Here is a 20888-nt window from a genome sequence, read left to right as displayed (position 1 = left end):
TCCTGCTCTACAACCGCTGACCTGATCGAGGTCTATTATATCAATATTCCAATATTGTGGCTGTCACTGGTCAAGTTTAACCCTGTACCCGAGTACGATGGGATGTCCAATGACACGTGGTTTCGAATCGCTCCAGAAGTCAGATGTCGGAGCTGCCAGAACCGGTAGGCTGTATACCCCTGAGGCCCCCCTAGGCGGTGCTGTCGATACTCCGGCGTTCTTTCCAGTCCTCAACCTCATGGGCGGGCCGACGCCCGTTTCTGGTGGCATCTGGAGCCGACTCCGAAACCGATTGTTCGGCGACGACGAGTTCCAGGGCGCGATGTTCCAAGCGATGAGCTTCCTGGATTTCAATCTCAGCCCACACCACGTCGAAACATGGCGAACTGAGGCGAGCGGCCTTCACGAGTGGTTCACCGACCACGAATCTCCAAAAGACAACCCAAAACCACCAGCGTTCGAGAAACCGCTGTTCGTCGACTCGGGAGGGTTCAAACTCATGAACTCCCGAACGTTCGGAGAACATCCCGAGGAAGGGGGAGAAGAGAATGACTGGGGAATCTACACTAACCCTCGGTCTATCCTTGATTTACAGTACGACTATGGAGCGGACATGCTTGCCACGCTTGACTATCCGATCCCACCTGGACTCGCCGATGATGAAAAATATGAGCGGGTTGAGAAGAGCATCGACAGCGCCGTCGAATGTCTCAGGCTCTTAGAAGAAGATGAGAAGTACGCAGACTGGGATCCAACGGTTTACGCCGCGCTCCATGGGCACAGCCATGACGAGGTCGGATACTACGTCTCAAAACTGCTTGAGCGGACTAACTACGAGGATTCACTCGATGGGTTCGCAGTTGGCTCGCTTGTCCCACTACGGTCTGGAAAGATCGAAATGCTCGTTGATATCGTTCAGGGAGCTACGATGGCGATCCCGCCGAACCGACGTGACGAATTCGCTTTGCACGTCTTCGGTATTGGAGGGCAATTAGCCCCTCTCATCGCTGCTCTCGGGGTAGACAGCTATGACTCGTCCACGTACGTACAGGCAGCACAGCATCAGGACTTCATCAACCCCAAAGACGGAAAGAAAACTAACGCGACGGAACTCACAGCCGACGAGTGGAACTGTGATTGCCCTGCATGCGAAGAATTGACTGACGTAGGCGTCGCCGATATGAAGGAGGTCTTCGCGGCAGATCGTTCATACAAGCCGGTTGAGATCAAGCGAGACGGCGAGACGCGGTCATACATGAAGAGCGATTTCTATGCGCTGATAGCACATCACAACTTCCACGTGTTCCAGCGGGAGGTGAACGAAGTCCGAGACGCCATCATGGACGGGTCGCTGCATACGCTCCTTACAGAGCGTGCTAGACAAAACGCGGATCTTGGTGCCGGACTCGCTCGCGCTGCGAGCAGATGGCCCGAACTTCGTTCGGTGGTTCCAGAAGGATTCGACATTGCGGAAAACGCTCCTTCTAACGGCGCTGAGCTACGACAGACCGTGTTCAACGATGATGGATCACTAGCCGTCGAGTCATCTCAAAAGACCTCGCTCGAACACACTCCCGATGACTTCGATATTCGACGCGAACAATTTGAGCCCTCGTCAGAGAAGCCTGTCTGTCTGATAGTCTCTTGTAGCGACACGAAGCCGTACAGTGATTCGAAGACCCACTTAGAAGTCGCCAATCGTCTCAGCGAAGCTGGCCTCTGGAATGAGGTAGAAAAAGTCTCTGTCTCTGGATTATACGGGCCCGTTCCACAAGAGTTCGAAACCCACGACGCAGTGCTGTCGTATGACTACTTCCTGACGGATGCGGACACCGACCAAGTCAATCGCGTACAAAACCGCCTCGTCGAATTCCTCGAAGCACACAAAGATCAATACAGAGCTGTCTTCGCGTATGTGACGACGAAGACATACAGAACTACGATCGAGGAGGCGTTCGATCAAGCAGGAGTCGGGACAATGTTACCGTCTGATCCAGCAGTTCGTCGAGTTACGGAACACTTCCGAAACTCAAACCTGGATGAGCTGGCTGTTAGCATCCGGGCTGTCCTGTCCTCAGAAGAAACACCCGAGGCGTAGTTGCGACCTCGACAGTCTGTAGCGTAGCAAACCCCTAATTCTACGGTCCCGAAATACGCTCTAATCTCCGGAATGTCTGTCCGGCTGAATTGGGACAAAACCTCAATCTGAGCGCTCTCGCTATTGGGTTAGGTCCTGAAAGACCAAGTAGGTGCCTGAGCAGTTCCCAAGGCTCATTCAATGACCAGAAGACGTGGATATCGTTATCCCACTCTTCGCTACGGGCAAGGTGGTTATCACGGGTTGACGGAGTTTGGAGGTAGCCGAAGATATCCTAGCGGACTTGACCGAGACGATCTCTGAATTATTGTAGCGAGTTGCTCGCTTCGCCATCACCTCTACTTCTCTCGGATGGCATGGGGCGTAACAGGGCTCAGACGCTAACGCATCGCTCGCGAGTCTGAATGCCAGTCATCCTCTGAGCGGTGGACTCGGTCAGCAGGCGGGAGACTGTACGCTGAGTACTGTTCTTCCGGGGACATCCAGAGGCCGGATTCTGGATATTAAGTAAGTAATTTGATATTCTTTCCCGGCGTCGCTCTGAATAGGTCCTACTGGCGCTGCTAGGTCTAGCAGCGACGGCGTTGGCCGGAGATTACAATGACTGATTCAGACAGCGACCAGGAAGACGAGTCGCGTGGCATCCAGATAGGTAGCGTCCATATCGGCCCGATAGAGTACCGGTTCCTCAAACTCGCTATCTATTCTGTCGTTGGGTTGCTCATCTGGCCGTATCTCCTCCTGCTGTACATCTATCTCTCTATCCGTCGATTCAACAAGAATCTCGCTAAGGTCTCAAGGCGAGCTTCGAGAACAGTACGAGATGAGCACAAAGCTGGCTACGAGGAGGGAGAGTCTGAGGACTGATTCAGGCTAAGGGAGTCGAAGACTGTACGGAGGTCCCTATGTTCGGTGGAGAGACTGTGATTCTATTTGCCTGAATCAATTCTATCGAGTGTTTTTGAGGACTACGTGAGAAGGTGGCGGATGAAAACCTACGGTAAATTTTCACCAGAAGTACTGACCTCGAGTTCAGCGGTGATTAGGCGATATCTCTGCTGCCTCCGTCGCTGTGATTCTGTTCCAAGAGCCTTGCTGCAAGTTCACCATCAATCTCGCCGTTCATCAGTAATTCACCAATCTCTTGGTCGCTGTACTCACTGATATCTCGCGTTTCATCGAGGACGAGTCTCGTTTCGACGTTGAATTCTACATCTACCTCGACGCGGTTTTCAGATTCTTTTCGAGCTAGCTTCTCCTCCGCGTTTGTGACCGCCTCCTCCAGGTAGTCTTTGAAATCGAGGTTCTGTTCTTTCAGAGCGAGATATGTGAATTCGAGCGCAGCGATGATTCCCCGGTGGAGGTCTCGATCATCGGGCAGATTCTCGAACACGCTTCTCCGGTCGCGTTCTTCTAATTCGTCGACGAGAAGTCTGAAATCCAGATAGGCGCTGTGGAGGCGCTTTCGGATCCGGGATCGGGCAACTCGTTCTGCGGAGCTTTTCGGTGCGATTCCAGCACCGCTCCTTAGGTAGTTGCGGTCTTTGGTGCTGAGGATACCACGTTCTCTCTCGCAATCAGATGACATACGCTATTTTATTACGGTGATTCTAATGAAGCTATTGGAATTGCGTATTTTCGCCCATACCGTTTCATATTCTATTACGTCGTTATACTTATTACACGCGCAACCATAGAGTTGGACGGGTCGAGAGCTACGAATCGACCCAACAAACTGAGCAATACGGAGCGCAGACTGCGAGCTCTGGCGCTTCCGAGAGCCGGGCTCCGTAGAGGCATCTCCGGGAATTGCTCACGAGGGAGATCCATGAGAACAAGCAACACGCGAAACAAAACTACGGACAAGATAGCTACGGCTACGACAGAAGAGGAGATTGACGAGGTTCAGGGGCTCTTCAATTCCAACCGGATCAGCAATGAGCTTCATTCGTTCACGCACCGAGACAATCTAGAAAGAGCAGTTGATCAGACAGAGAGGCAGCTGTTCTACATCTCTGAGGGAGATATTGTTGTCTCGGCTGTTATGGTCTGGTGTGAATCTCGGATTCTGGATGAAGGCGAAGCGCAGATCCGGCTTCTTGCGACGCATCCAGATTTCCGTCGCCAGGGGTTGGCAACCCGATTAGTTGTTGAATCCATCAAGTTCGCTTCTCAGCACGGCAAGCGGTCGATGAAGGTAGAAGCTGCTGCAAACGACTCTGCGTCAGCGTATTGGCGCTCGATTGGATTCGCTCCAGACTCGTCAAGAACCACTGATAACGGACGGAAGATGCTCATGATGAAGCGACCGATCCCCGAGACGCTCCAGGAGGACTGAAATATGTCAAATGGGGCTACTATGATGGTTTCGGATTTGGAACCGCACCCCTTCAGCGAGGAACTATTCAAGCAAGATGAGCCAAGCAGTCGGTTCATTCAGAGCATCGATGAGGAGCTTGAAAATCCCATTATCGTCAACCAGGATGGGTTGATTCTGGACGGGGTCCGTCGATGGAAAGCTGCGACGGCGCTTGATTGGGATTCGATCCCGGTCGATACGCGAGACTATGGCAGCACCGAGATGGAGCAGTTGGCGATCCTACGGCACAATGACGACCGCGAGGAGACGTTTTCGCAGAAGATGCGGATCGCCCTCCAGTACAAGGAACTGGTTGCGCCGATGATGGAGAAGCGGATCGAGCAAAGCGAGAAGGTCGACTTTGCAGATCTGTCTGAGAATTCGCCTCAGCTAGACCTAGCAGATGCAGAGGGTAAGACCACTCGGGAACTCGTAGGAGATCGAATTGGGTGGTCTGGCTCGAAATTCTACTATGCGCGGAAGGTCTGGGAGGCTGCAGAGGGAGGGGAGAACTACTCCTCAGACATCTCTGACTTTGCCAAAGAGCTAGTCAAGGATCTCGACGGGGACAAGAAGTCCGTATATGGTGCTTGGACAGACCTGAAAGAGAGAATCGAGCGCGAGTCTAGTTCACCGACCAACGAGGTTCCCTGGAATTCAATCGAGAAGGCGAATCTCCTGAATGAGCTACGAACTGTAGAGACGATCTACGATGTTACCGAACCCGAGATCACTACTGAGGAAAGCTGGACCGTAGGATTACAGAAACTTAGTCAGGCATATGATGACCATTCAGGAGAGCCGGTCAAAGCTGGTGAGGCACCAATCTTCGTTTACCTGATGGAGAGGAATGGGCTTGCAAACCTCTCAGAAGACGACGATTCTGTCGCCGGGAGTATCGCTGCTCGTCGTCCTGATGCTGACTTGCTCGACGAATTGTACAACGAGCGCGACATCGCCCCGCTTGAACTGGCTATCCGCTATGGAGTCACCGAGTCATTAGTTCGCTTCTGGCTCCGTGAGGATGATATCAGCATGAAGCGGGGGGACTTCTCCGAGAGTCAGCTCAGGATGATGAACTTGAACTAATGTCATCTACGATCATCGCTGCATCGCTAACTGGGTCTCTTCATCAGTTCAATCGTCTTCTTTCGAGGGTTACGCTGAAACGCCAGTACGACCAGCTTTTCCTTCGGATAACAGATGACGAATTAGCGATTACGCAGCCGACGGGAGAGGTGTCGACGTACTGCACGATCACCGACCAGTATCTACACTCGATTGAACTCCGTAGCGACAGCCCGACGCTTGCTATCATTGACGTTGATGAGTTGCACGACTATCTCAATCTGGCAACGTCGAAATTGCTCTATCTTGATTTCATGTGTGAGCCAGAGAGCGACTTTGCGTCTGAGGTTCACATCAAAGACGATCTCAAGCGAACGGTAGGAATCTCTACTCCACAGACCGCATTTCGACCACGACGGGCAGCGTTGATTGCAAACTCACATGGTATCGACCCCGATTGTCTTTCTGACGTAGATAATGGTAGAGATACGGCGGAAATTCTCCATGAAGAATTGATCAGGTCAATGTCAACATCTCAGAGAGGCACGATCCATAGCGAGCGGTCTGTGGAGGATCGCCTGTATGACCTTCCTGTGACTGAGATGCGCCGTCTGTCACTGATGCAGGTTTATGAGTGGATCCACGATAACGAGTTCTCAGTTGAATATCCTGAAAAAGAGATCGCGGAGCTGTACGACCAGTTTGATCGCAGTAATAGACTGCTCGTTTCTACAGGGAGTAAAACGGCACCAGCGTCAGCAACAATCCGAACCACGCAGAGCGTTCTGGAGAAAATAATTGAAGCGAGGGAACTCGTCGGTGGTCAGAAGACCTATCCAATCATCATCAAGAACGGCGAGTTTTGGTTGGAGGTAGTAAGTGGTGCAGCGACTACTGAGGGGTGGTTGGGCGCAGCTAAGGTGGAGGGTCCCAGCTTATGCAATGAGTACGGACCTACATTTGAGACGGTAGTTGAAGGAATGTCTGGTGCTGTCGAATTACAAACCGCTCCTGAGAACGATCTAGCCTTCATCCAACGGGATTCAGGAGTTATTGTCCGCCACGTTATCGAGGGAATTGATACGTGATGTCTGGCTAGCGGGATCCGCTTTCTGTTGTCGGATCAATGACTGTCCAAACACTATCAGAGATCCCTTCTTACGTATCACTCACGCTAACTAACGTCAATTAATATCATCTGTATTTGGTTACAATGTCTCTTGGGGGACCAAGGCTTCATTCTATTATATTATTATAATAGCGGCGGCACCATTCTAATCGTGCTTCTTCAGGGTTGAGGTCTGCTTCAATGTCCGTATTATCTATACTCGTGACACCGATATCCTGATAGTAGTTGTAGCGGCTGTCTTTTTCGTGGACAACGACGCCTTTGTCAATTAGATAGTTCAGCCCTCTATATACTGTACTTTCTGAGAGGCCTGTCTGTTCCCTAATTTCCGCGTTACGTACTCTCTCCGCTTGTATGAGTACATCCATTATATCCCGGATTGACTCTTGAGAGATGCTGTACTCGCTACTCTCTGGAATTGGGTTGTATCGTTTCCTTTGATAACTATTCTCTAGTGTGAGGCGCTGGTACTCTGATTCAGGCCCTTCCTCTGTCCACTTTGGAGGTTCGAATTGGTTCATCCACTTTTCGACAGCTTCAGTACCACCTTCCCCGACCCAAAACCATCCTTGTCGGGCTAATTGGTACTCTAATCCAGAGCGAGAACTGTCCTCAATGTAGGTCAGGCTCGTATCATCCCCGGTCCTTGCCCAGTGGACCAAATCGGCTACGAATCCAACTTCGAGTGCTTTCTGAACTCGTCCGTCAAAATCATCTATATCTCCCTTTCCGGTACCCTCGGTCATCAGTTCCGGCTCCCTGGATAGATCTTGAGTTTGCTTGCTACTCTACGGAGCAAGTCGCTCCAAGACGCTCCATCCTCAGGATATACGCTGATCTTGGTGTAGTCGTAGGTCACGACCCGCTGAAGAGAGTGGAGTATGTAACTGTTCTGTCGCCGTCAGATGGTCCGTCTAGTACACCCAGCAATAATTTTCTAAAACTGTTTGGAGCACGCCCGTCCGTGTCTCATTTCGCTCCTGACGGATCTATTTGAGCGATGTCTCTGTCGATTCCCCGTCTTATATTTTATTAGGTAATGGAACCAGCTTCGCTAAGCCAGAGGTCACTACTCTGATCCCAGTACTTTCGTCACGATGTACGGTCCCTCGTAGGTCTCTAGGATCTCATTGGAATCCTCTATGTTGGGTGTCGTCGGCTGACTCAACTCCCATCGGACCCAGTCCTCAAACCCCTCTTCGATGCTGTCGACCACGTCGCCGTCGGCAATGACACCGAGATCGTGTAGCTCGCCGGCGTGGTACATCTGAAAGAGAATCTGCACCGATCTACTCCTCGTCCTCTGCCAGCGGAACAGCGTTGATGTAGTGGTTGTTCAATGCCCGCCTCAGATGGTCTTCATCATCCAAATCATACGCACCTTCTATTGTCGCCTCCAATTCGCCAGTCGGGTCCTCGACTATCTCACCGTCCGCAATCCTCCCGAGAATATCCCAGCCGTCTCTCTCTTCGTTGAGTCCGAAAATGAGCAATGCCACGCCAAATCACCGTATCAATAATCATCCTGTTTCATCATAAGACTCCCGAGCAGCGGAGTGATTCAGCTCCTCTTGGTCTGTAACGGCGTGGGGGTCCAAGCTGAGAGAACAGAGAACGAGTTCACCATCAATCGAATATCAGTAATCAATGAGGTCAACAACCCGTTCTCTGGAGCAATCACGCACAGCAGGGGACACCCGCCGATTGATAGAGAAAACCTCGGGACTCCACAGCCCAAGCAGTATCGGACTGGATGTTACCTATCGTGGGTAGAGAGCCGTTCGAGGACGACTGAGGGTCAATCTATTCGATTCGCTCAGAAATGCGTGAGCAGTCGGGGGACTACTACCAGCGTACAGTCTTCGAGAATCAGAGTGAGGTGTCGAGCCCTGATTCTTCGGCCCAATTGAAGTATTCGGCATCGTTCAACTCCTCAACGACTCGCCGGGACTCTTCACTATCGTATCCAGCCATCACATATCCATTCGAGTACGAGGCAGCCAGATACCGCAGCAATTCCCGTCCGTCCGTGTACTCGCTGATGATTGGATCACGTTCGTCCTGAATCCGGCCCCGGAGAGATTCAGCCGTTGGCGTCTCGCCAACCACGGTTGCTTCAATGGAAACGCGAGCTACCTCCTCAGGGTTCTCCAACGGATTTCGATAGATTATGACTTCGACCAACTGTCCATCCTCGCTAGAGCCCGATCTCCTTGATACAGTTCAGGTACTCTTCTTTCGCTTCGTCTCGGTCAACGCGAGTGTAGATATCCATCGTCTCGGTCTTGGCGTCCCCACGGATGTATTTCAGAATGTACGGCTTCATTCCCTGCTTCCGCATTAGCGTGGTGAACACGGTGCGGAAGGTGTGAGGAGTGAACTTCTTCTCGAACCGTCGTTCTTCTTTGGGGGCGACGCCGGCGCGGTCGGCGGCGGCTTTCACTTCCCGACGAATCCGCTCTTTCGAGAGTCGTCCTCCGAGCGTACTCGTGAATAGGTACGGAGAGTCGGAGTCGGAGTTGACGAACTGGTAGCGTTTGATGGCGTAGATCGTCTCGTCATCGATTGGGACGACGGTCTGTCCGCCACCCTTGCGCTCGCGGAGTCGAATGAATCCCTTCTCGAGGTCCACGTCGTCCTTCTCGATTGAGAGAGCTTCGAGGAGACGCGCTCCTGTCTTAGCGAGGATGATGGCGACGGTTTTGTCTCTCGGGTCTGGAATCGCGTTGATGAGTTTGCAGGCGTTCTCCCACGTCGCGCAGTCCGGTCGATCTGGACGAATGCGAGGAATTTCTTCCATTACGACTGCGGCGGGATTACCCGTGATGTCCTCGAACTGTGGCCGCTTCATCGTGTAGCCGTAGAAGCTGGAGAGAATTTCGAGGTACTTCTTTTTCGAGTTCTGCGAGACGCCGCGTTCGGTGAGCGCCATTACGTAGTCTTCGACGTGGCGTATTTCGACCTCGCCGGGATCGAGGTCAGGGAATTGGTCGTGGAAGAACTCGCGGAGGATACGACTGTACGAGTTGAGGGTTCGCGTGCTTCGCCCAGTCGCCTCTTTCCGGGTGAGGAAGTAAGTGACCTCGTCGTGTTTGTTGTCGTAGATTTTCGAGGCATTGGCTTCGGCTCCCATCTTAGTTCGCCTCCTTGAGCCGCCAGCCGTGCCCACGCTGGAATTCAACCCGGCCGTTCTCGGCTAGAGCGTACAATCGGTTCTCGATCTGTCGTTGGAGGTGTTGAGCGACATCGTCGCTGGCTGTGATCCGCTCGGTGAGTTCGTCTAGTGACTGGTACTGTTGGTCGAGAACGCGCGTAACGAGGTCATCGATACTGAGGTGGGTTCGACCACCGCTAGCTTGTCGGGCATTTTCGAGTTGGGCTTGGAGGCCGTCGATTTTGTTTTGCAGTTGCTTGACCGTCTGGTCCTGTGTCTGGATGAATGGAGCGCCGCTATCCCGATACATCCGGGCTTCTTGGATCAGTTCGTAGAGGTAGCCGCTGAGGCTGGCTCCCTCGTGTTCGGCCTCCTCCCACCATTCTTCTTTGTGTTGTTTGGCGGGGAAGAGTTCGGCTCTCGTTGTGTTTTCGTGGAGCGTTTGGTAGCTCTGTTCGTCGTCAGAACTGGCTAGAGATGCGTCTGTCATACCAGAATCGCCAACTAATCAGTTGGTTGTTAGGATAATGATATTACCGGTAAAAGTCCGGTCTATGTGCAAAATTCTGGCTTTGTTGAGATCCTCAGCCTCGACAGGAAGTATGGGCGAGATTCAGAGGATATAGTCAGGAAGCAAACATTCCCGTTTCATCGATGAACAGATGGATTGACTGATAGGAAGATGGCGGGTTCATTCACAAGATTATGGAGCAAGACGCAAAATAAGTTGTCAATTTGTCATGTTGTCTGAACCGCTGGATGTAAATACTGTTGACGTATCTCAGGATTTGCATGTCCGAGCCACAAGTCGTCTACGCACACCATAACTTGGCAGTGCCTGAAGACGATATCGCGGACCTCTTTGGAAACGGAAAAATCGGAATAGACTACGGTATGGGCGAGGTCTTTAATAAGACTGCATTTGCTGAGGAAGGTGAGCCAACGGATTCTATCGAAACTATGGACTCGCTTCGCGAAGAAGGCGGAATCGTTCTTGGACAGTACCACCGAGACGACCTCATGCTACTGGGTTACGTCAACCAAGACAAGAATATTGAGATAATTGAAGCTGGGAACGGCACGAAGATCAAGGCTCTGCAGCTCGACCGATATGAACAGGTTCACCGGGACGACTATCCGGAGCTGTTCAATGTCTCGAAAGGGCAGCAGGCTGTCCACAACCTCCACGCTGACGCTAAGGCTGTACGAAATGCCTTCAAGGATGTTTTTGACGAAGCCACTCTGAACAGCCTCTAACCGGATCCGAGGAACTCAGTAGCTATTTCGGTCCTTCTGTTTGAGGCCTAAAGGAGTCCTACGCTCCTGACCCTCCTTGGTTCCTCTACATCGGAACGCTGGCAGCGACCAATTACGCCTCGTTGCTGAGGCGCTGCCAGCGAGCTTCTTGAATGAGTTCGATGAGGTAACGACTCAGACTGAGGCCCTGTTCGTCGGCCTCTTGCTGCCATTGGCCTTTGTGCTGGCGGTGGCAGTAGATATCGACGCTGGTCATTCCCTCGCCTAATCCTTTGTTGTCGTCCATCGGTCGACGCGGCGCTAATGGTGCATCAGTCATTGAGAATCTCCATCTAATCGGATGGCTGTCAGGATATTATCAATACCGGCGAATGAACTCTCACACGACCTCTGTATTCTACACACAGGGTATCCGGAAAGCGAAAAGTACTCTCTATTAATCGGCAGACGGAGTTATTGTTCAGGGGAAAGCTTAATTGAAGCTGTATTAATACTCTGGCTATGGCGTCAGCTCTGGATCGAGTTGAGATCTCTTTTGATCGAGATTTTTGGATAGATGTCGAAGTTCCTGCTAATGTAATCGCAAATAATTGGAGTACAGAGTATCAATCACGGCTCTCAAGGTTTGTTGATTCTCAAACAGTCGTCCGTAAAGAGCTTGAGCCCTATTGGCGTCGGTTCAATCCAGATTCTGAAGATCTACCCGGTAAAAAGTCAAAAATGCTGACGGCGATCAGCAACCATGATCTCGAACTTGCCCAGAACCTATATTCGATTCACCATTTCGGAAAGAATCGTGCGTCTGAATTTATAGACCACTACTTCAACCAGCTGGAGACAGATGCGGGTGCAGCTAACCTTTTGGAATATTATAATGATTTTAGCGACAAGTCGAGGCGATTTGGGAAACTATTGATTGTGGATATGCTTGATCGTCCGAAGTTCCGAGATATTCTAGTACTAGACTTTTGTAAGGGAAAAATGCCAGATGCCAATTCAACAAGTGACAATATACTCTCTGATCCGATCGAAGAGCTAGATACGGACGCTATTCTGGACCAATTAGGTGCTGACAGTCGTGAGTATGACCATTGGCATAGTTTTGAATACAAGTCTGACAAATATATTGCTATAAAACGACATATTCGAGACAGAGTTGAGCGACAGGTTGATGAAAATCAGGACGTAGCTGAGGCAGACCTTGTTGTACTACGGTTTAATGATAAAAGATTGATGGTTTATGCCCCAACAGCATCAATTGCGAATCGCGCAGTTACGGGAGTCAATTCTGCTGCCGAGGACGAAGAGGGGGAAAGTCAGGTCACATATGAACCTGAGGGAGAAACTGCAGGGTCAGACCATTTTAGTGATTTTCGCGCGAAGGTTGAACAGATCCAGAATGAAGATGATGATGTCGAACTAACTGAGATTGGATTGAGACAGTCACCCCTCGCTGGCAGCCCCAAAGTCGAAATCAAGGGTAATAGTAGTATTTTACCCGCACTTAATCAATTAAAACAGGCAGATCTCGACCTACTAGATGATCCTGAAAATGTGCGCTACCTCAAGATTGAGTACGATGAGCGACCGTACAGTGTGTATCTAAATCGGCCTGAGCGCGATGGCGAAAAATTGTGGGCTCTTCGGTATAGCTCTTCGACTCCGACAGATGAGGAACGAGCTGCATTTGAGCAGTTCATCGAAGAAATGCTCGGTATTATACCAACTTACAAGCACTCGTGACTATTGATCGCCTCTTACAGCCCTCTGTTCACGGACTTACTGAAGATCAACTTGAGAGCGCCAGAAGTCTTGAAGAGTTAGGATTACTCCGTGAAATCGAGGAGCGAGAATATATCAAATGTGTTTCTCCAAAAGATGATGATTACTTCGAAGTAAAAGAACGTGGATGTGATGAGGAGATAGGTCTCTCTGAAGTTCCAGACGGCAATATAACTTGCCCAGGTTGTGGTCGAAATATTGAATTATACAAAAAGACTCGCAGATCACGTCTAATCACGCACCGTGACGACCGTGGAGTCTATTCATATGTTCGTGACGTAATCAAGCATGAACTCGATGCAAGGGCCTCAAAAATAAATAACGGCCTTCGATTCTTAGATACTCGATTGAAACCTGCATTCACCGTTCGCCATGGTGCAAATCAAACTCGCTTTCTGATTCAGTTTGAGTACACCAGCTCAGAAATACTCGATTCAATACAGGTATTCAATCAACCATTAGTTGTTGTCCTCGTTGGTAATGCGGTTCCTCAGGCAACTCAATATGAGCAGAGGGGACTTACCTGTGTAGCCGCATCAGAAATAATTGAGATCGGTGATAGTAGCGCCGACATTGAACAATTGATTTCTTCTGCTCGGGAATCAAAGATTCCAGCTGGTCAACTGGCAGATAAGGGAATCGATCTATACAGCAAACATCGTTCAAGGTATACTTGGCGTGAGTTCGAACATACTGTCCAACACTGCTTTTCGGCTTCTTTCGAAACCTCTCGACTACTTGGGGGTGAAGAAAGCGGGGAGCAGGTTCCTGAAGGAGTTTTGTCACTTGATTATGAAGATAGTTCACATGCGTATATTTGGGATGCAAAGTATGTTCAAGAACCAGGTGAGAGTAGGGGTCTGAGTGGCGAGTATGAAAATATGGCAAAACATCTAGTAAATTTCCGTCGAGAATCGAATGTGAAAGACATCTATGATGATCTCTCAGGATATCTTATCATCTCCCCCGGCGTTTCAGATAGCTCAATGGTTCGGCTTGCAGAGCGCATACAGCGGCGACTGACAGAAAATGATGACGACTGGAATGGTTCCGTAACACACCTCCAGTTTGATGCGCTAGTCCATATATTCCAAGCCGTACAGTCGGATCGAGATGGAGTGCAAGCGAAATCAAGAGAGTTCCGTAAGCACGTCCATAGGCTATTTACAAAGGGTAATTACCATGATCCCGACCCAGATACATATATGGAAGCTGACCAGCGAGTATTTGACGTTTCTACTGAGGATGTTGATAAGATCTTTCGAGAATTCATCGCTCCGCAAGAACCTGAGACTGAGCGTGTGAATATTGATGGCTATCTTGCAAATATTCGGAGTTTGGATTACTGAGTTGTCGTTATCCAACTCAACATGAGGCGTTGCATAAGACAAACCAAGATCGGCCACGCCCAGAAGAGAGCTACGTACCAGGGGGTGTCCCAGGAACGAAATCTTGCACGCGTCCCTCCTCTAAGCTCCGACTGAAGAACGAGTTCATCTTCTCTCGTAGAGTCTCCTTCCGAGAATCAACCCGAAGGCCGTACGCTTTCGTTTCTCCGACTTCGAGGTCTTGCCAATTCTCTGGCTTGGGCTCGTTGAGCGGTACGAGGAGACTCCCGGTCGTATCAACCTCGCCTTCGATTATCAGCTCGCCCCGAATGATACCCGCGTCCTCCTCGATGAGGTCCATTTCGAGAACGACAATCGAGTCTTTGAAACCTTCGTCATCTTCTCGTTCTTCGAGCATCAGTTCTTTCGCACGTTCCTTGTCCATCGTCAGATGTTGCAGTGAATCGGAGACAGGTCCTTATCGTTCGGGTTGTAGTGAGCCCGGTCCCCAGTGAATGACTCGTCTGTCAGCGTCAGGTTCCCCATCTTCGCTACGGTGAAGAGACGCCAGAACGGAACTCGCCGCGAATTGCTCCCTCCTGCGATTTGGTAGCCTCGAAGCGACTCCTTGCCCTTCTTGCTTCGGCCGTGGCAGTAGGGTTCGACTTTTCGGTGATGTCCGTCATAGGTGAATTCGATTGCTTTCTGCTCCTGAATCGCTTTACAGATGATATTGCTCATGATGAGTGTAGCCTTCACTTTGTGACCGACCGTCATGAAAGTCCTCCAACCGGAGTGAAAGTGGTCTCGAAGATTCACATTTCGGATTACGAGTTAGAGATTTACATGCGGGTTTGTTAATGAGAGTATGTCCTACGGAAATCGCTCAGCATGGCGCGAGTGCCCCGAGTGCGGGGAAAAGCAGAAGGTAACGGCAGGCCAGTGGGTCACCTGCCGAAATTGCGAAGAAAACTTTCACGCGTAATGGAAGTCATCGAAGTACTCGAACAGCACTAAGTCGATGCCCGAGATCTATTCTTGCCTGAATTCACTCAGTCGGGACCTATGGGAGTCTATCTCCTGCTGAGTGAGCTTCAGTAGCATTTTCGAGAACAGATGTCGCCCCGTTTCCCAATCATCCATTTCCTCTAGAAACGAGAATTCACTTCCGTCTACTGTGTCTCCGACATGGGTGTTGAACTCAGAGACTGCTTCTTCCATGAACTCTCGTGCATCACTGGGATTATCGGCATCGAAAGCCTCGATGTTTTCTGCTTGAGAGTATAATTTGCCAGAAAGGGATTCTACTTCTCTGACTGCCGCGATACTGACTCCAGTTGGAGCCCGGCCTGCAATTCTGGCGAGTTCGTCTGAGACTGCTTCGTGTTCTTCCGCTACCTGTTTAAAACCGATATCAGAGGTGGTCAGTTGCTTCTGACAATAATGTTTGAGTCGGCTCAGTTCTTCGTTCAACTCTCGATACCATTGGTCCGCCTCTTGCTTTTCATCTTTCGTGGATTGTCTCCTCACTTGATACTCAGATACGAGAAAGCTGACAGCAAGACTCACACCTCCACTAAGAAGCAACGTTTCGGCAGTGGCCATGGAAGCTAATTGAAATAGAATCCAAATAAATGTGGGAGAGAATCAAATGAGGATTCCACAACATAGGGCGCATCTCAGTAGTTATCCCTGCGCCGTCTATCGGTTTAGGCGCGAATCGGATTTCCTTCTATAAATAGTTTCGTAAGTCGGTAATATTTACTGGTTCGAGTGCGTGTGTGTCCAAAAAGCGCGCAAATCGGTTTACTTCGTTTGGGTAGCGTGGATGGTTGCGAGCAGCCGTGGAGCGTTCCCCAACATAGGGCGCGTGGCCTAATACCATAGCGCCGTCTATCGATTTGGATATTGGGCGAGTGCTCTTCTATAAATAGTTTCGTGAGTCGGTAATAGTTACTGGTTCGAGTGCCGAGGCCAAACTCTTACCGACCGTTTAGACAGGGGCGTTGAGCGCGCCGAAGAACACCTGCCAGGCCAGCAGGGACTTCGCGACCAGGCTGAGGACGATGTAGGTCCTCTCGCCGAAGAGGTAGTCCTGCCACTTCCAGGTCTCGCGGTACTGCAGCACCATATTGATCGCGAACAGGTTGAAGAACACGAACAGGCTGACGTAGATTAGCAACACGAAGTCCGGCGGCCCGCCGCCGTCGCTCCCGAGTACGGTGGCCACGATGGTGATGGCGATGACGACCCAGGGGACAAGGCCCGCGACGGAGCCGATGATGTAGGACGTCCAATCGGTCTCCTCGGTGGTCTGGTTGTGCACTTCCATCATGAGGCCCATGAGGTTCATCACGGCGACCAGCGAGAACAGCGCCACGAGGGTCCCGAGGTCCCAGACGCCCGCGAGCATCGCGATGACGACGATCATCACGGACGCGCTGATCGAGTACTCGTACCAGCGGTACGGGTTCATGCCACGTTTGAGATACGCCACGTAGGAGTCGTACAGCACCGTCGCGATGAGGAGATGTGCGAGCGCCGAGAGGAGCAGGAACCCGGCGACGAGATACGACAGTTGAATCGTCGTCCACGGTTCGAGGACGGGTGCGAGCCGTTGGGTGTCGGCGTTGAATTCGAGTGCGGTGACGGTGATGGTCCAGTTGCGTGTGGTGCTCAGGTAGACCATCAGTGCCCCCTGAACGAAGTGGAGGACAGCCATCACGGCATTGAACTGGCGGAGCCGTCGATACTGCGAGTCCGGCGTAGTCACACCCTCGTATTCGACGGGAAGTGTTATGATGATATGTTTTCCAAACGAACGTTTTCGACGACTGCGTCCAGAACGCGTCCTCGGACTCACGCACTGCCGAGAGGAACGATACAGGTCGGTTCCGACCCTCTATGCGGTGCTCGGATTACGGGCTGCGATGCCACCGTCGGTTTGCCCGCGCTCACTCTGGATCAATTGTGCGTCGCGAGTGCCGAGCCCACCGTTCCGACACCTCCCGCTGGGCCCCCTTCGTCCGCGTACTCCGTCGATGGCCGTAGAACCGGCTTGCGGCCCCGATTCCGGGGGTTTCTGGACTGTCACGTCGCCGAGACGGCGAGCGATAGCCCGCTCACTCGCCCGGCCACTCGTCGGCCGCGAGCGGCTCCCCCGAGAGGAACGCCTCGATCCCCTCGTTGGCGTCCGCCGTCGTGCACAGGCCGGCGAACTGCTCGTTGGAGTAATCGAGCGCCTCGTGGTAGGGCATGTCCTCCATCTCGTAGTAGGCGCGCTTGCCCAGTTGCACGGCTGCGGGGCTCTTCGAAGCGATGGTCTCGGCGAGCTCGACGGCTCCCTCGACGTGTTCGCCCTGCGGTCGGACGCGGTTGACGATCCCCCACTCCAGGGCCGTCTCCGCGTCGATCAGATCCCCCGTGAGCACCATCTCCAGACACCGCTTGCGCGTGAGCGTCTCCATCAGCGGGACCGACGGTCCCATGCAGAACAGCCCGACCTTCGGCGCGGTCGCCCCGAACATCGTCCCCTCGGCGGCGACAGCGAGGTCGCACGCCGCCACCAGCCCGAGGCCGTTCGCGGCCGCGTGGCCGTGCGCCGCCGCGATGACCGGTGTGGCCATCTCCGCCAGCGTGTGGAACGGGTCCTCCATCCGCGCGACCCACGCCTCGTACTCGGCTTTCGTGTCGTACTCGCCGTGCTCGGAGACGTCGATCCCCGCGGAGAACGCGTCGCCCGCTCCGTCGACGACGACCGCTCGGATGTCGTCGCGCTCGTCGAGATCGTGCAGCGCGTCGTCGAGGTCGACCGCCAACTCGGTGCTGAACGTGTTCATCGCCTCCGGTCGGTCGAGGGTGATCCGGCCGACGTAGCCGTCGCGATCGACGTCGACAGTCTCGTACGCGTCTCCTCCGACCGGATCGGTATCTGCTGCCATGGTTGGCGATCCGCGAGCGCCACCATAGTACTTCGCTCCCGCCGCGTTACGTCGCGACTGCCTGGGTGTCGTCTTCCGCCGCGCCGACGCGGTGAGCGCGCGTCGACGGTCGGGCCGAGTCGGTCGATATGGCACGTGTGTTGATATCGGTCCGTGACATCTGCGGTCGTGTGACGCTACAGCGTCGGTTCCTCCTCGTCGCCACCGCGGTCGTCGTCGCGGCGGCGGTAGCGGTTGTCGCGCCGGTCGCACAGTACGTCCTGTTCGGGGTGCTGCTCGCGTACGTCCTCCGGCCGGTTCACGATCGGCTCGCACCGAGCATCGGCGAGCGTCCGTCGGCGGCCGTCCTCGTTTCGGTTTCGACGGCCACAGTCCTCGCGCCGATCGCGGTCGTGATCGCGGTGGCGCTGCGTGAACTGCTCCGTCTGCGCGCGGCGCTCGCAGAGGGGACCGTCGAGCTCGAGACGGTGGAACTGCTCGCGGCGGCCGGCGGCATCGACCTGCGCGCCGAGCTCGACCAGTTGACGCGTCGCGGGCTCGAATCGGGGCTGGGGAGGGTCCTCGACCTGTTCGGCGGGCTCACCGAGGTGCTCGTGGGGCTCACCGTACTGCTGTTCGTCGTCTACTACCTCCTCGCGGACGGGGACAGACTGCTCGCGTGGACGGGGCGTGTCATTCCGCTCGACGGCGAAACGCAGACGGCTCTCCGCCGGGACCTCGACCGGATCACGTGGGGCGTCGTCGTCGGCAACATCGCCGTCGCGGCCGTTCACGGCGTGCTCACCGGGCTCGTGTTCGGGCTCGTCGGGATCTCGAACGTCGTGTTTTGGGTCGTCGTCACGACGCTGCTGTCGCTGCTGCCGCTGATCGGCGCGTCGGTCGTGTGGCTTCCGATGACCGCCTTCCTGTTCATGGCGGGGCGCCCGGTTGACGCTGCGGTCGTGTTCGCGTTCGGGACCGCGGTGATCAGCCTCTCGGACAACTACCTGCGCCCCGTGATCACCGGACACGAGGCGCGGGTGAGTCCGGGGGTGATGGTGGTCGGCATCTTCGGCGGCGTCCTCGCGTTCGGGTTCGCGGGCCTGTTCGTCGGTCCTATCGTGCTCGCGTTCGCCGCGGTGCTCGTGGAGACGCTCGTCGAGGTCGACGAGCCCGCCGGCGCGAGCCAGGAGACTCCCGGCGCAGTGGAGGCCGACGGCGAGACTGACGGCGATGTCGAATCGATCGACGACGGCGGGGTGTGAGGTTCTTTACCCCTCGGTGTCGCATCCGGGGGTATGGACGGTCACGCGCCGGGAGGTGCACCGCGAGCGTTCCGCGAGCGGGTGCGCTTCTACCTGCTCGATCACCAGACGAGGCTCGGACAGGCGATCGACATCGCGCTGTTGGCACTGAACCTCGCGTTCGTCGGCGTGTTCGTCGTCCAAAGCTACGACATCTCCCAGTCGACGCGGGACGCGCTGTGGCGCGTCGAGGTCGCTATCGCCGTCGTGTTCTCCGTCGAGTACGTCTTCCGACTGTACGGCGCCCGCGACCGACTCGACGAGGCGACCGACCCGTACACCGTCGTCGACCTGTTTTCAGTGCTGCCGACGCTCATGGCGATTGCCGCCGTCGGCCCCGTGTTCGGCGTCAACATCGGGTTCCTCCGGGCGATCCGCGTCGTTCGCGTGCTCCGCTTCTATCGGTTCGCCCGCGACGAGGAGTTCTTTTTCGGGACCGTCGAGGTCAGCACGCTCCGGGCGACGAAGCTCCTGTTCACCGTACTCGTGATCTTCTTCGTCGGCGCCGGACTGTTCTACAGCGCCGAGGCGGCCGTGAACCCCGGCGTCGCGAACTTCGGCGACGCGTTCTACTACATGGTCATCGCCCTCACGACCGTCGGATTCGGCGACATCGTCCCCGCCACCCGGCTCGGGCGATGGGTGACGGTCGGCAGCGTCCTCGCGGCCATCGTTCTCGTCCCGTGGCAGGCGAGCAAGATCATCCGCGCGTGGACCCGCGGCGACCGCGTCGACGTGACCTGCCCGAACTGCGGGCTCACGGGCCACGACGCGGACGCGTCCCACTGCAAGGCCTGCGGACGCGTCATCTACCAGGAGTACGAGTCCGACGAGTGACTTCCGCACGTGGGTGCAGTTCCCGTCCACGGTGTGAGCCGGGTCCGGAAATCCGACGGCCGAGCAGTGTGCTGTGGGTGCACGGATCGGGCGTCAGTGCCTCACAGGGGGCCGATACCTCCGAATTCCGAGAATCACCGCCTCGTTATGGTGGATCAGTCACCGTACTCCTCGATAACCGAGTGTATATCGGCGAATAACAACTATTCTCATTTGTCACAGAATATTTGTCCGGGAAGAATCGCTGTTGGAACACAAATGCGGAACCCTTATCCGATCGACGGGTGTTCGATCAGTTGCAATGGCAAACGGTAAGGTTGACTTCTTCAACGACACTGGCGGCTACGGTTTCATCGCGACTGAGGACTCCGACGACGACGTGTTCTTCCACATGGAGGATGTCGGCGGCGAGGATCTGACGGAAGGGACCGAGATCGAATTCGACATCGAACAGGCCCCCAAGGGCCCGCGCGCGACGAACGTCGTCCGCGCATAATTCCGGCTCACACCGTCGCCTGACGGCGACATCACTGTGATTCCGTTTCTTCACTGACGCGCACATCCGACAGCGACGGCCCCGCCTCCGACAGTACGCCCGGATCGGGGTGAGTTGAGAGCGACCGGTGTGGGGCGTCGGCTCCCGTCGCGTGTC

24 protein-coding genes are annotated in these 20888 nt (G+C 53.9%); 11 read left to right on the top strand and 13 right to left on the bottom strand.

Features of this window, described 5'->3' with window-relative positions; all coding sequences use genetic code 11:
* Positions 1-109 precede the first annotated feature (109 nt).
* Positions 110-2098 (top strand): tRNA-guanine transglycosylase, encoded by a 1989-nt coding sequence (locus tag P0Y41_RS06785; RefSeq protein WP_284063194.1) that lies wholly within the window; start codon positions 110-112, stop codon positions 2096-2098.
* 600 nt (positions 2099-2698) lie between these two features.
* Positions 2699-2965 (top strand): hypothetical protein, encoded by a 267-nt coding sequence (locus P0Y41_RS06780; protein ID WP_284063193.1) that lies wholly within the window; start codon positions 2699-2701, stop codon positions 2963-2965.
* Between the two features lie 175 nt (positions 2966-3140).
* On the opposite strand, the gene P0Y41_RS06775 is transcribed toward P0Y41_RS06780, so the two are convergent.
* Entirely contained in the window at positions 3141-3686 is a 546-nt protein-coding gene (locus P0Y41_RS06775; protein ID WP_284063192.1) for a DUF8102 family protein, read from the bottom strand.
* A gap of 240 nt (positions 3687-3926) precedes the next feature.
* On the opposite strand from P0Y41_RS06775, the gene P0Y41_RS06770 reads away from it, so the two are divergent.
* Genes P0Y41_RS06770 through P0Y41_RS06760 form a run of 3 tightly spaced genes read left to right on the top strand, consistent with a single transcriptional unit; the run spans position 3927 to position 6613 of the window.
* Positions 3927-4436 carry a GNAT family N-acetyltransferase gene (locus P0Y41_RS06770; protein ID WP_284063191.1) on the top strand — a complete coding sequence of 170 codons (510 nt, stop codon included), beginning with the start codon at positions 3927-3929 and terminating at the stop codon, positions 4434-4436.
* Between the two features lie 3 nt (positions 4437-4439).
* Positions 4440-5546 carry a ParB N-terminal domain-containing protein gene (locus P0Y41_RS06765; RefSeq protein WP_284063190.1) on the top strand — a complete coding sequence of 369 codons (1107 nt, stop codon included), beginning with the start codon at positions 4440-4442 and terminating at the stop codon, positions 5544-5546.
* A complete protein-coding gene (locus P0Y41_RS06760; protein ID WP_284063189.1) occupies positions 5546-6613 on the top strand; it encodes a hypothetical protein in 1068 nt (355 codons plus the stop codon). Before P0Y41_RS06765 ends, P0Y41_RS06760 begins: the two co-directional genes overlap by 1 nt.
* Positions 6614-6761: 148 nt before the next feature.
* On the opposite strand, the gene P0Y41_RS06755 is transcribed toward P0Y41_RS06760, so the two are convergent.
* The 6 genes from P0Y41_RS06755 to P0Y41_RS06730 all read right to left on the bottom strand — a co-directional run bounded on the left by P0Y41_RS06755 (position 6762) and on the right by P0Y41_RS06730 (position 10298).
* Positions 6762-7400: a winged helix-turn-helix domain-containing protein gene (locus tag P0Y41_RS06755; RefSeq protein WP_284063188.1), complete on the bottom strand. Its 639-nt coding sequence runs from the start codon at positions 7398-7400 to the stop codon at positions 6762-6764.
* Positions 7401-7723: 323 nt separating this feature from the next.
* On the bottom strand, positions 7724-7939 hold the full coding sequence (locus tag P0Y41_RS06750; RefSeq protein ID WP_284063187.1) for a hypothetical protein: 216 nt from the start codon (positions 7937-7939) through the stop codon (positions 7724-7726).
* Positions 7940-7943: 4 nt separating this feature from the next.
* Positions 7944-8153, bottom strand: a complete 210-nt coding sequence (locus P0Y41_RS06745; protein ID WP_284063186.1) for a hypothetical protein — start codon at positions 8151-8153, stop codon at positions 7944-7946.
* A gap of 370 nt (positions 8154-8523) precedes the next feature.
* Complete coding sequence (locus tag P0Y41_RS06740) at positions 8524-8838, bottom strand: hypothetical protein (protein WP_284063185.1); 315 nt, start codon at positions 8836-8838, stop codon at positions 8524-8526.
* Between the two features lie 13 nt (positions 8839-8851).
* Positions 8852-9787, bottom strand: coding sequence for a site-specific tyrosine recombinase/integron integrase (gene xerA, locus P0Y41_RS06735; RefSeq protein WP_284063184.1), 936 nt, complete (start codon positions 9785-9787; stop codon positions 8852-8854).
* A 1-nt stretch (position 9788) separates the two neighbouring features.
* Complete coding sequence (locus P0Y41_RS06730; protein WP_284063183.1) at positions 9789-10298, bottom strand: hypothetical protein; 510 nt, start codon at positions 10296-10298, stop codon at positions 9789-9791.
* A 302-nt stretch (positions 10299-10600) separates the two neighbouring features.
* On the opposite strand from P0Y41_RS06730, the gene P0Y41_RS06725 reads away from it, so the two are divergent.
* Positions 10601-11065, top strand: coding sequence for a hypothetical protein (locus P0Y41_RS06725; protein ID WP_284063182.1), 465 nt, complete (start codon positions 10601-10603; stop codon positions 11063-11065).
* Between the two features lie 112 nt (positions 11066-11177).
* Here the strand turns inward: P0Y41_RS06725 and P0Y41_RS06720 are convergent, their stop codons facing one another.
* Positions 11178-11351, bottom strand: coding sequence for a hypothetical protein (locus P0Y41_RS06720; RefSeq protein WP_284063181.1), 174 nt, complete (start codon positions 11349-11351; stop codon positions 11178-11180).
* Positions 11352-11566: 215 nt separating this feature from the next.
* Between P0Y41_RS06720 and P0Y41_RS06715 the strand changes: the two genes are divergently transcribed.
* Entirely contained in the window at positions 11567-12808 is a 1242-nt protein-coding gene (locus P0Y41_RS06715) for a hypothetical protein (RefSeq protein WP_284063180.1), read from the top strand.
* Entirely contained in the window at positions 12805-14196 is a 1392-nt protein-coding gene (locus tag P0Y41_RS06710; protein WP_284063179.1) for a hypothetical protein, read from the top strand. Before P0Y41_RS06715 ends, P0Y41_RS06710 begins: the two co-directional genes overlap by 4 nt.
* Before the next feature lie 70 nt (positions 14197-14266).
* Here P0Y41_RS06710 and P0Y41_RS06705 read toward each other — a convergent pair whose 3' ends face one another.
* The 5 genes from P0Y41_RS06705 to P0Y41_RS06685 form a co-directional block, all read right to left on the bottom strand.
* A complete protein-coding gene (locus P0Y41_RS06705) occupies positions 14267-14620 on the bottom strand; it encodes a hypothetical protein (RefSeq protein WP_284063178.1) in 354 nt (117 codons plus the stop codon).
* Between the two features lie 2 nt (positions 14621-14622).
* Positions 14623-14952 (bottom strand): WYL domain-containing protein, encoded by a 330-nt coding sequence (locus tag P0Y41_RS06700; RefSeq protein WP_284063177.1) that lies wholly within the window; start codon positions 14950-14952, stop codon positions 14623-14625.
* A gap of 255 nt (positions 14953-15207) precedes the next feature.
* Positions 15208-15780, bottom strand: coding sequence for a hypothetical protein (locus P0Y41_RS06695; protein WP_284063176.1), 573 nt, complete (start codon positions 15778-15780; stop codon positions 15208-15210).
* Positions 15781-16168: 388 nt separating this feature from the next.
* Entirely contained in the window at positions 16169-16948 is a 780-nt protein-coding gene (gene heR / locus P0Y41_RS06690; protein WP_284063175.1) for a heliorhodopsin HeR, read from the bottom strand.
* A gap of 349 nt (positions 16949-17297) precedes the next feature.
* The gene (locus P0Y41_RS06685) at positions 17298-18116 is read right to left on the bottom strand and encodes an enoyl-CoA hydratase/isomerase family protein (protein ID WP_284063174.1); all 819 of its coding nucleotides are present in this window, start codon (positions 18114-18116) and stop codon (positions 17298-17300) included.
* A 170-nt stretch (positions 18117-18286) separates the two neighbouring features.
* Here P0Y41_RS06685 and P0Y41_RS06680 point away from each other — a divergent pair, with 170 nt between their 5' ends.
* The 3 genes from P0Y41_RS06680 to P0Y41_RS06670 all read left to right on the top strand — a co-directional run bounded on the left by P0Y41_RS06680 (position 18287) and on the right by P0Y41_RS06670 (position 20732).
* The gene (locus P0Y41_RS06680; protein ID WP_284063173.1) at positions 18287-19360 is read left to right on the top strand and encodes an AI-2E family transporter; all 1074 of its coding nucleotides are present in this window, start codon (positions 18287-18289) and stop codon (positions 19358-19360) included.
* 33 nt (positions 19361-19393) lie between these two features.
* The gene (locus P0Y41_RS06675; RefSeq protein WP_284063172.1) at positions 19394-20236 is read left to right on the top strand and encodes an ion transporter; all 843 of its coding nucleotides are present in this window, start codon (positions 19394-19396) and stop codon (positions 20234-20236) included.
* Between the two features lie 301 nt (positions 20237-20537).
* Positions 20538-20732, top strand: a complete 195-nt coding sequence (locus tag P0Y41_RS06670; RefSeq protein ID WP_113275558.1) for a cold-shock protein — start codon at positions 20538-20540, stop codon at positions 20730-20732.
* The last annotated feature ends 156 nt before the right edge of the window (positions 20733-20888 follow it).

The organism is Halobaculum halobium (assembly GCF_030127145.1).
In the GTDB taxonomy this organism is placed as follows: Archaea; Halobacteriota; Halobacteria; order Halobacteriales; family Haloferacaceae; genus Halobaculum; species Halobaculum halobium.
Note: the sequence above shows the minus strand (reverse complement) of the source record. Positions and strands in the feature narration are given on the sequence as shown.

What these genes read in the sequence shown, in the direction of transcription:
- P0Y41_RS06785 (WP_284063194.1), top strand. Translation starts at nt 110, where the DNA reads ATGACACGTGGTTTCGAATCGCTCCAGAAGTCAGATGTCGGAGCTGCC.
- P0Y41_RS06700 (WP_284063177.1), bottom strand. Translation starts at nt 14,952, where the DNA reads ATGACGGTCGGTCACAAAGTGAAGGCTACACTCATCATGAGCAATATC.
- P0Y41_RS06780 (WP_284063193.1), top strand. Translation starts at nt 2,699, where the DNA reads ATGACTGATTCAGACAGCGACCAGGAAGACGAGTCGCGTGGCATCCAG.
- xerA (WP_284063184.1), bottom strand. Translation starts at nt 9,787, where the DNA reads ATGGGAGCCGAAGCCAATGCCTCGAAAATCTACGACAACAAACACGAC.
- P0Y41_RS06675 (WP_284063172.1), top strand. Translation starts at nt 19,394, where the DNA reads ATGGACGGTCACGCGCCGGGAGGTGCACCGCGAGCGTTCCGCGAGCGG.
- P0Y41_RS06775 (WP_284063192.1), bottom strand. Translation starts at nt 3,686, where the DNA reads ATGTCATCTGATTGCGAGAGAGAACGTGGTATCCTCAGCACCAAAGAC.
- P0Y41_RS06765 (WP_284063190.1), top strand. Translation starts at nt 4,440, where the DNA reads ATGTCAAATGGGGCTACTATGATGGTTTCGGATTTGGAACCGCACCCC.
- P0Y41_RS06755 (WP_284063188.1), bottom strand. Translation starts at nt 7,400, where the DNA reads ATGACCGAGGGTACCGGAAAGGGAGATATAGATGATTTTGACGGACGA.
- P0Y41_RS06715 (WP_284063180.1), top strand. Translation starts at nt 11,567, where the DNA reads ATGGCGTCAGCTCTGGATCGAGTTGAGATCTCTTTTGATCGAGATTTT.
- P0Y41_RS06725 (WP_284063182.1), top strand. Translation starts at nt 10,601, where the DNA reads ATGTCCGAGCCACAAGTCGTCTACGCACACCATAACTTGGCAGTGCCT.
- P0Y41_RS06760 (WP_284063189.1), top strand. Translation starts at nt 5,546, where the DNA reads ATGTCATCTACGATCATCGCTGCATCGCTAACTGGGTCTCTTCATCAG.
- P0Y41_RS06695 (WP_284063176.1), bottom strand. Translation starts at nt 15,780, where the DNA reads ATGGCCACTGCCGAAACGTTGCTTCTTAGTGGAGGTGTGAGTCTTGCT.
- P0Y41_RS06705 (WP_284063178.1), bottom strand. Translation starts at nt 14,620, where the DNA reads ATGGACAAGGAACGTGCGAAAGAACTGATGCTCGAAGAACGAGAAGAT.
- P0Y41_RS06685 (WP_284063174.1), bottom strand. Translation starts at nt 18,116, where the DNA reads ATGGCAGCAGATACCGATCCGGTCGGAGGAGACGCGTACGAGACTGTC.
- P0Y41_RS06770 (WP_284063191.1), top strand. Translation starts at nt 3,927, where the DNA reads ATGAGAACAAGCAACACGCGAAACAAAACTACGGACAAGATAGCTACG.
- P0Y41_RS06730 (WP_284063183.1), bottom strand. Translation starts at nt 10,298, where the DNA reads ATGACAGACGCATCTCTAGCCAGTTCTGACGACGAACAGAGCTACCAA.
- P0Y41_RS06720 (WP_284063181.1), bottom strand. Translation starts at nt 11,351, where the DNA reads ATGGACGACAACAAAGGATTAGGCGAGGGAATGACCAGCGTCGATATC.
- P0Y41_RS06670 (WP_113275558.1), top strand. Translation starts at nt 20,538, where the DNA reads ATGGCAAACGGTAAGGTTGACTTCTTCAACGACACTGGCGGCTACGGT.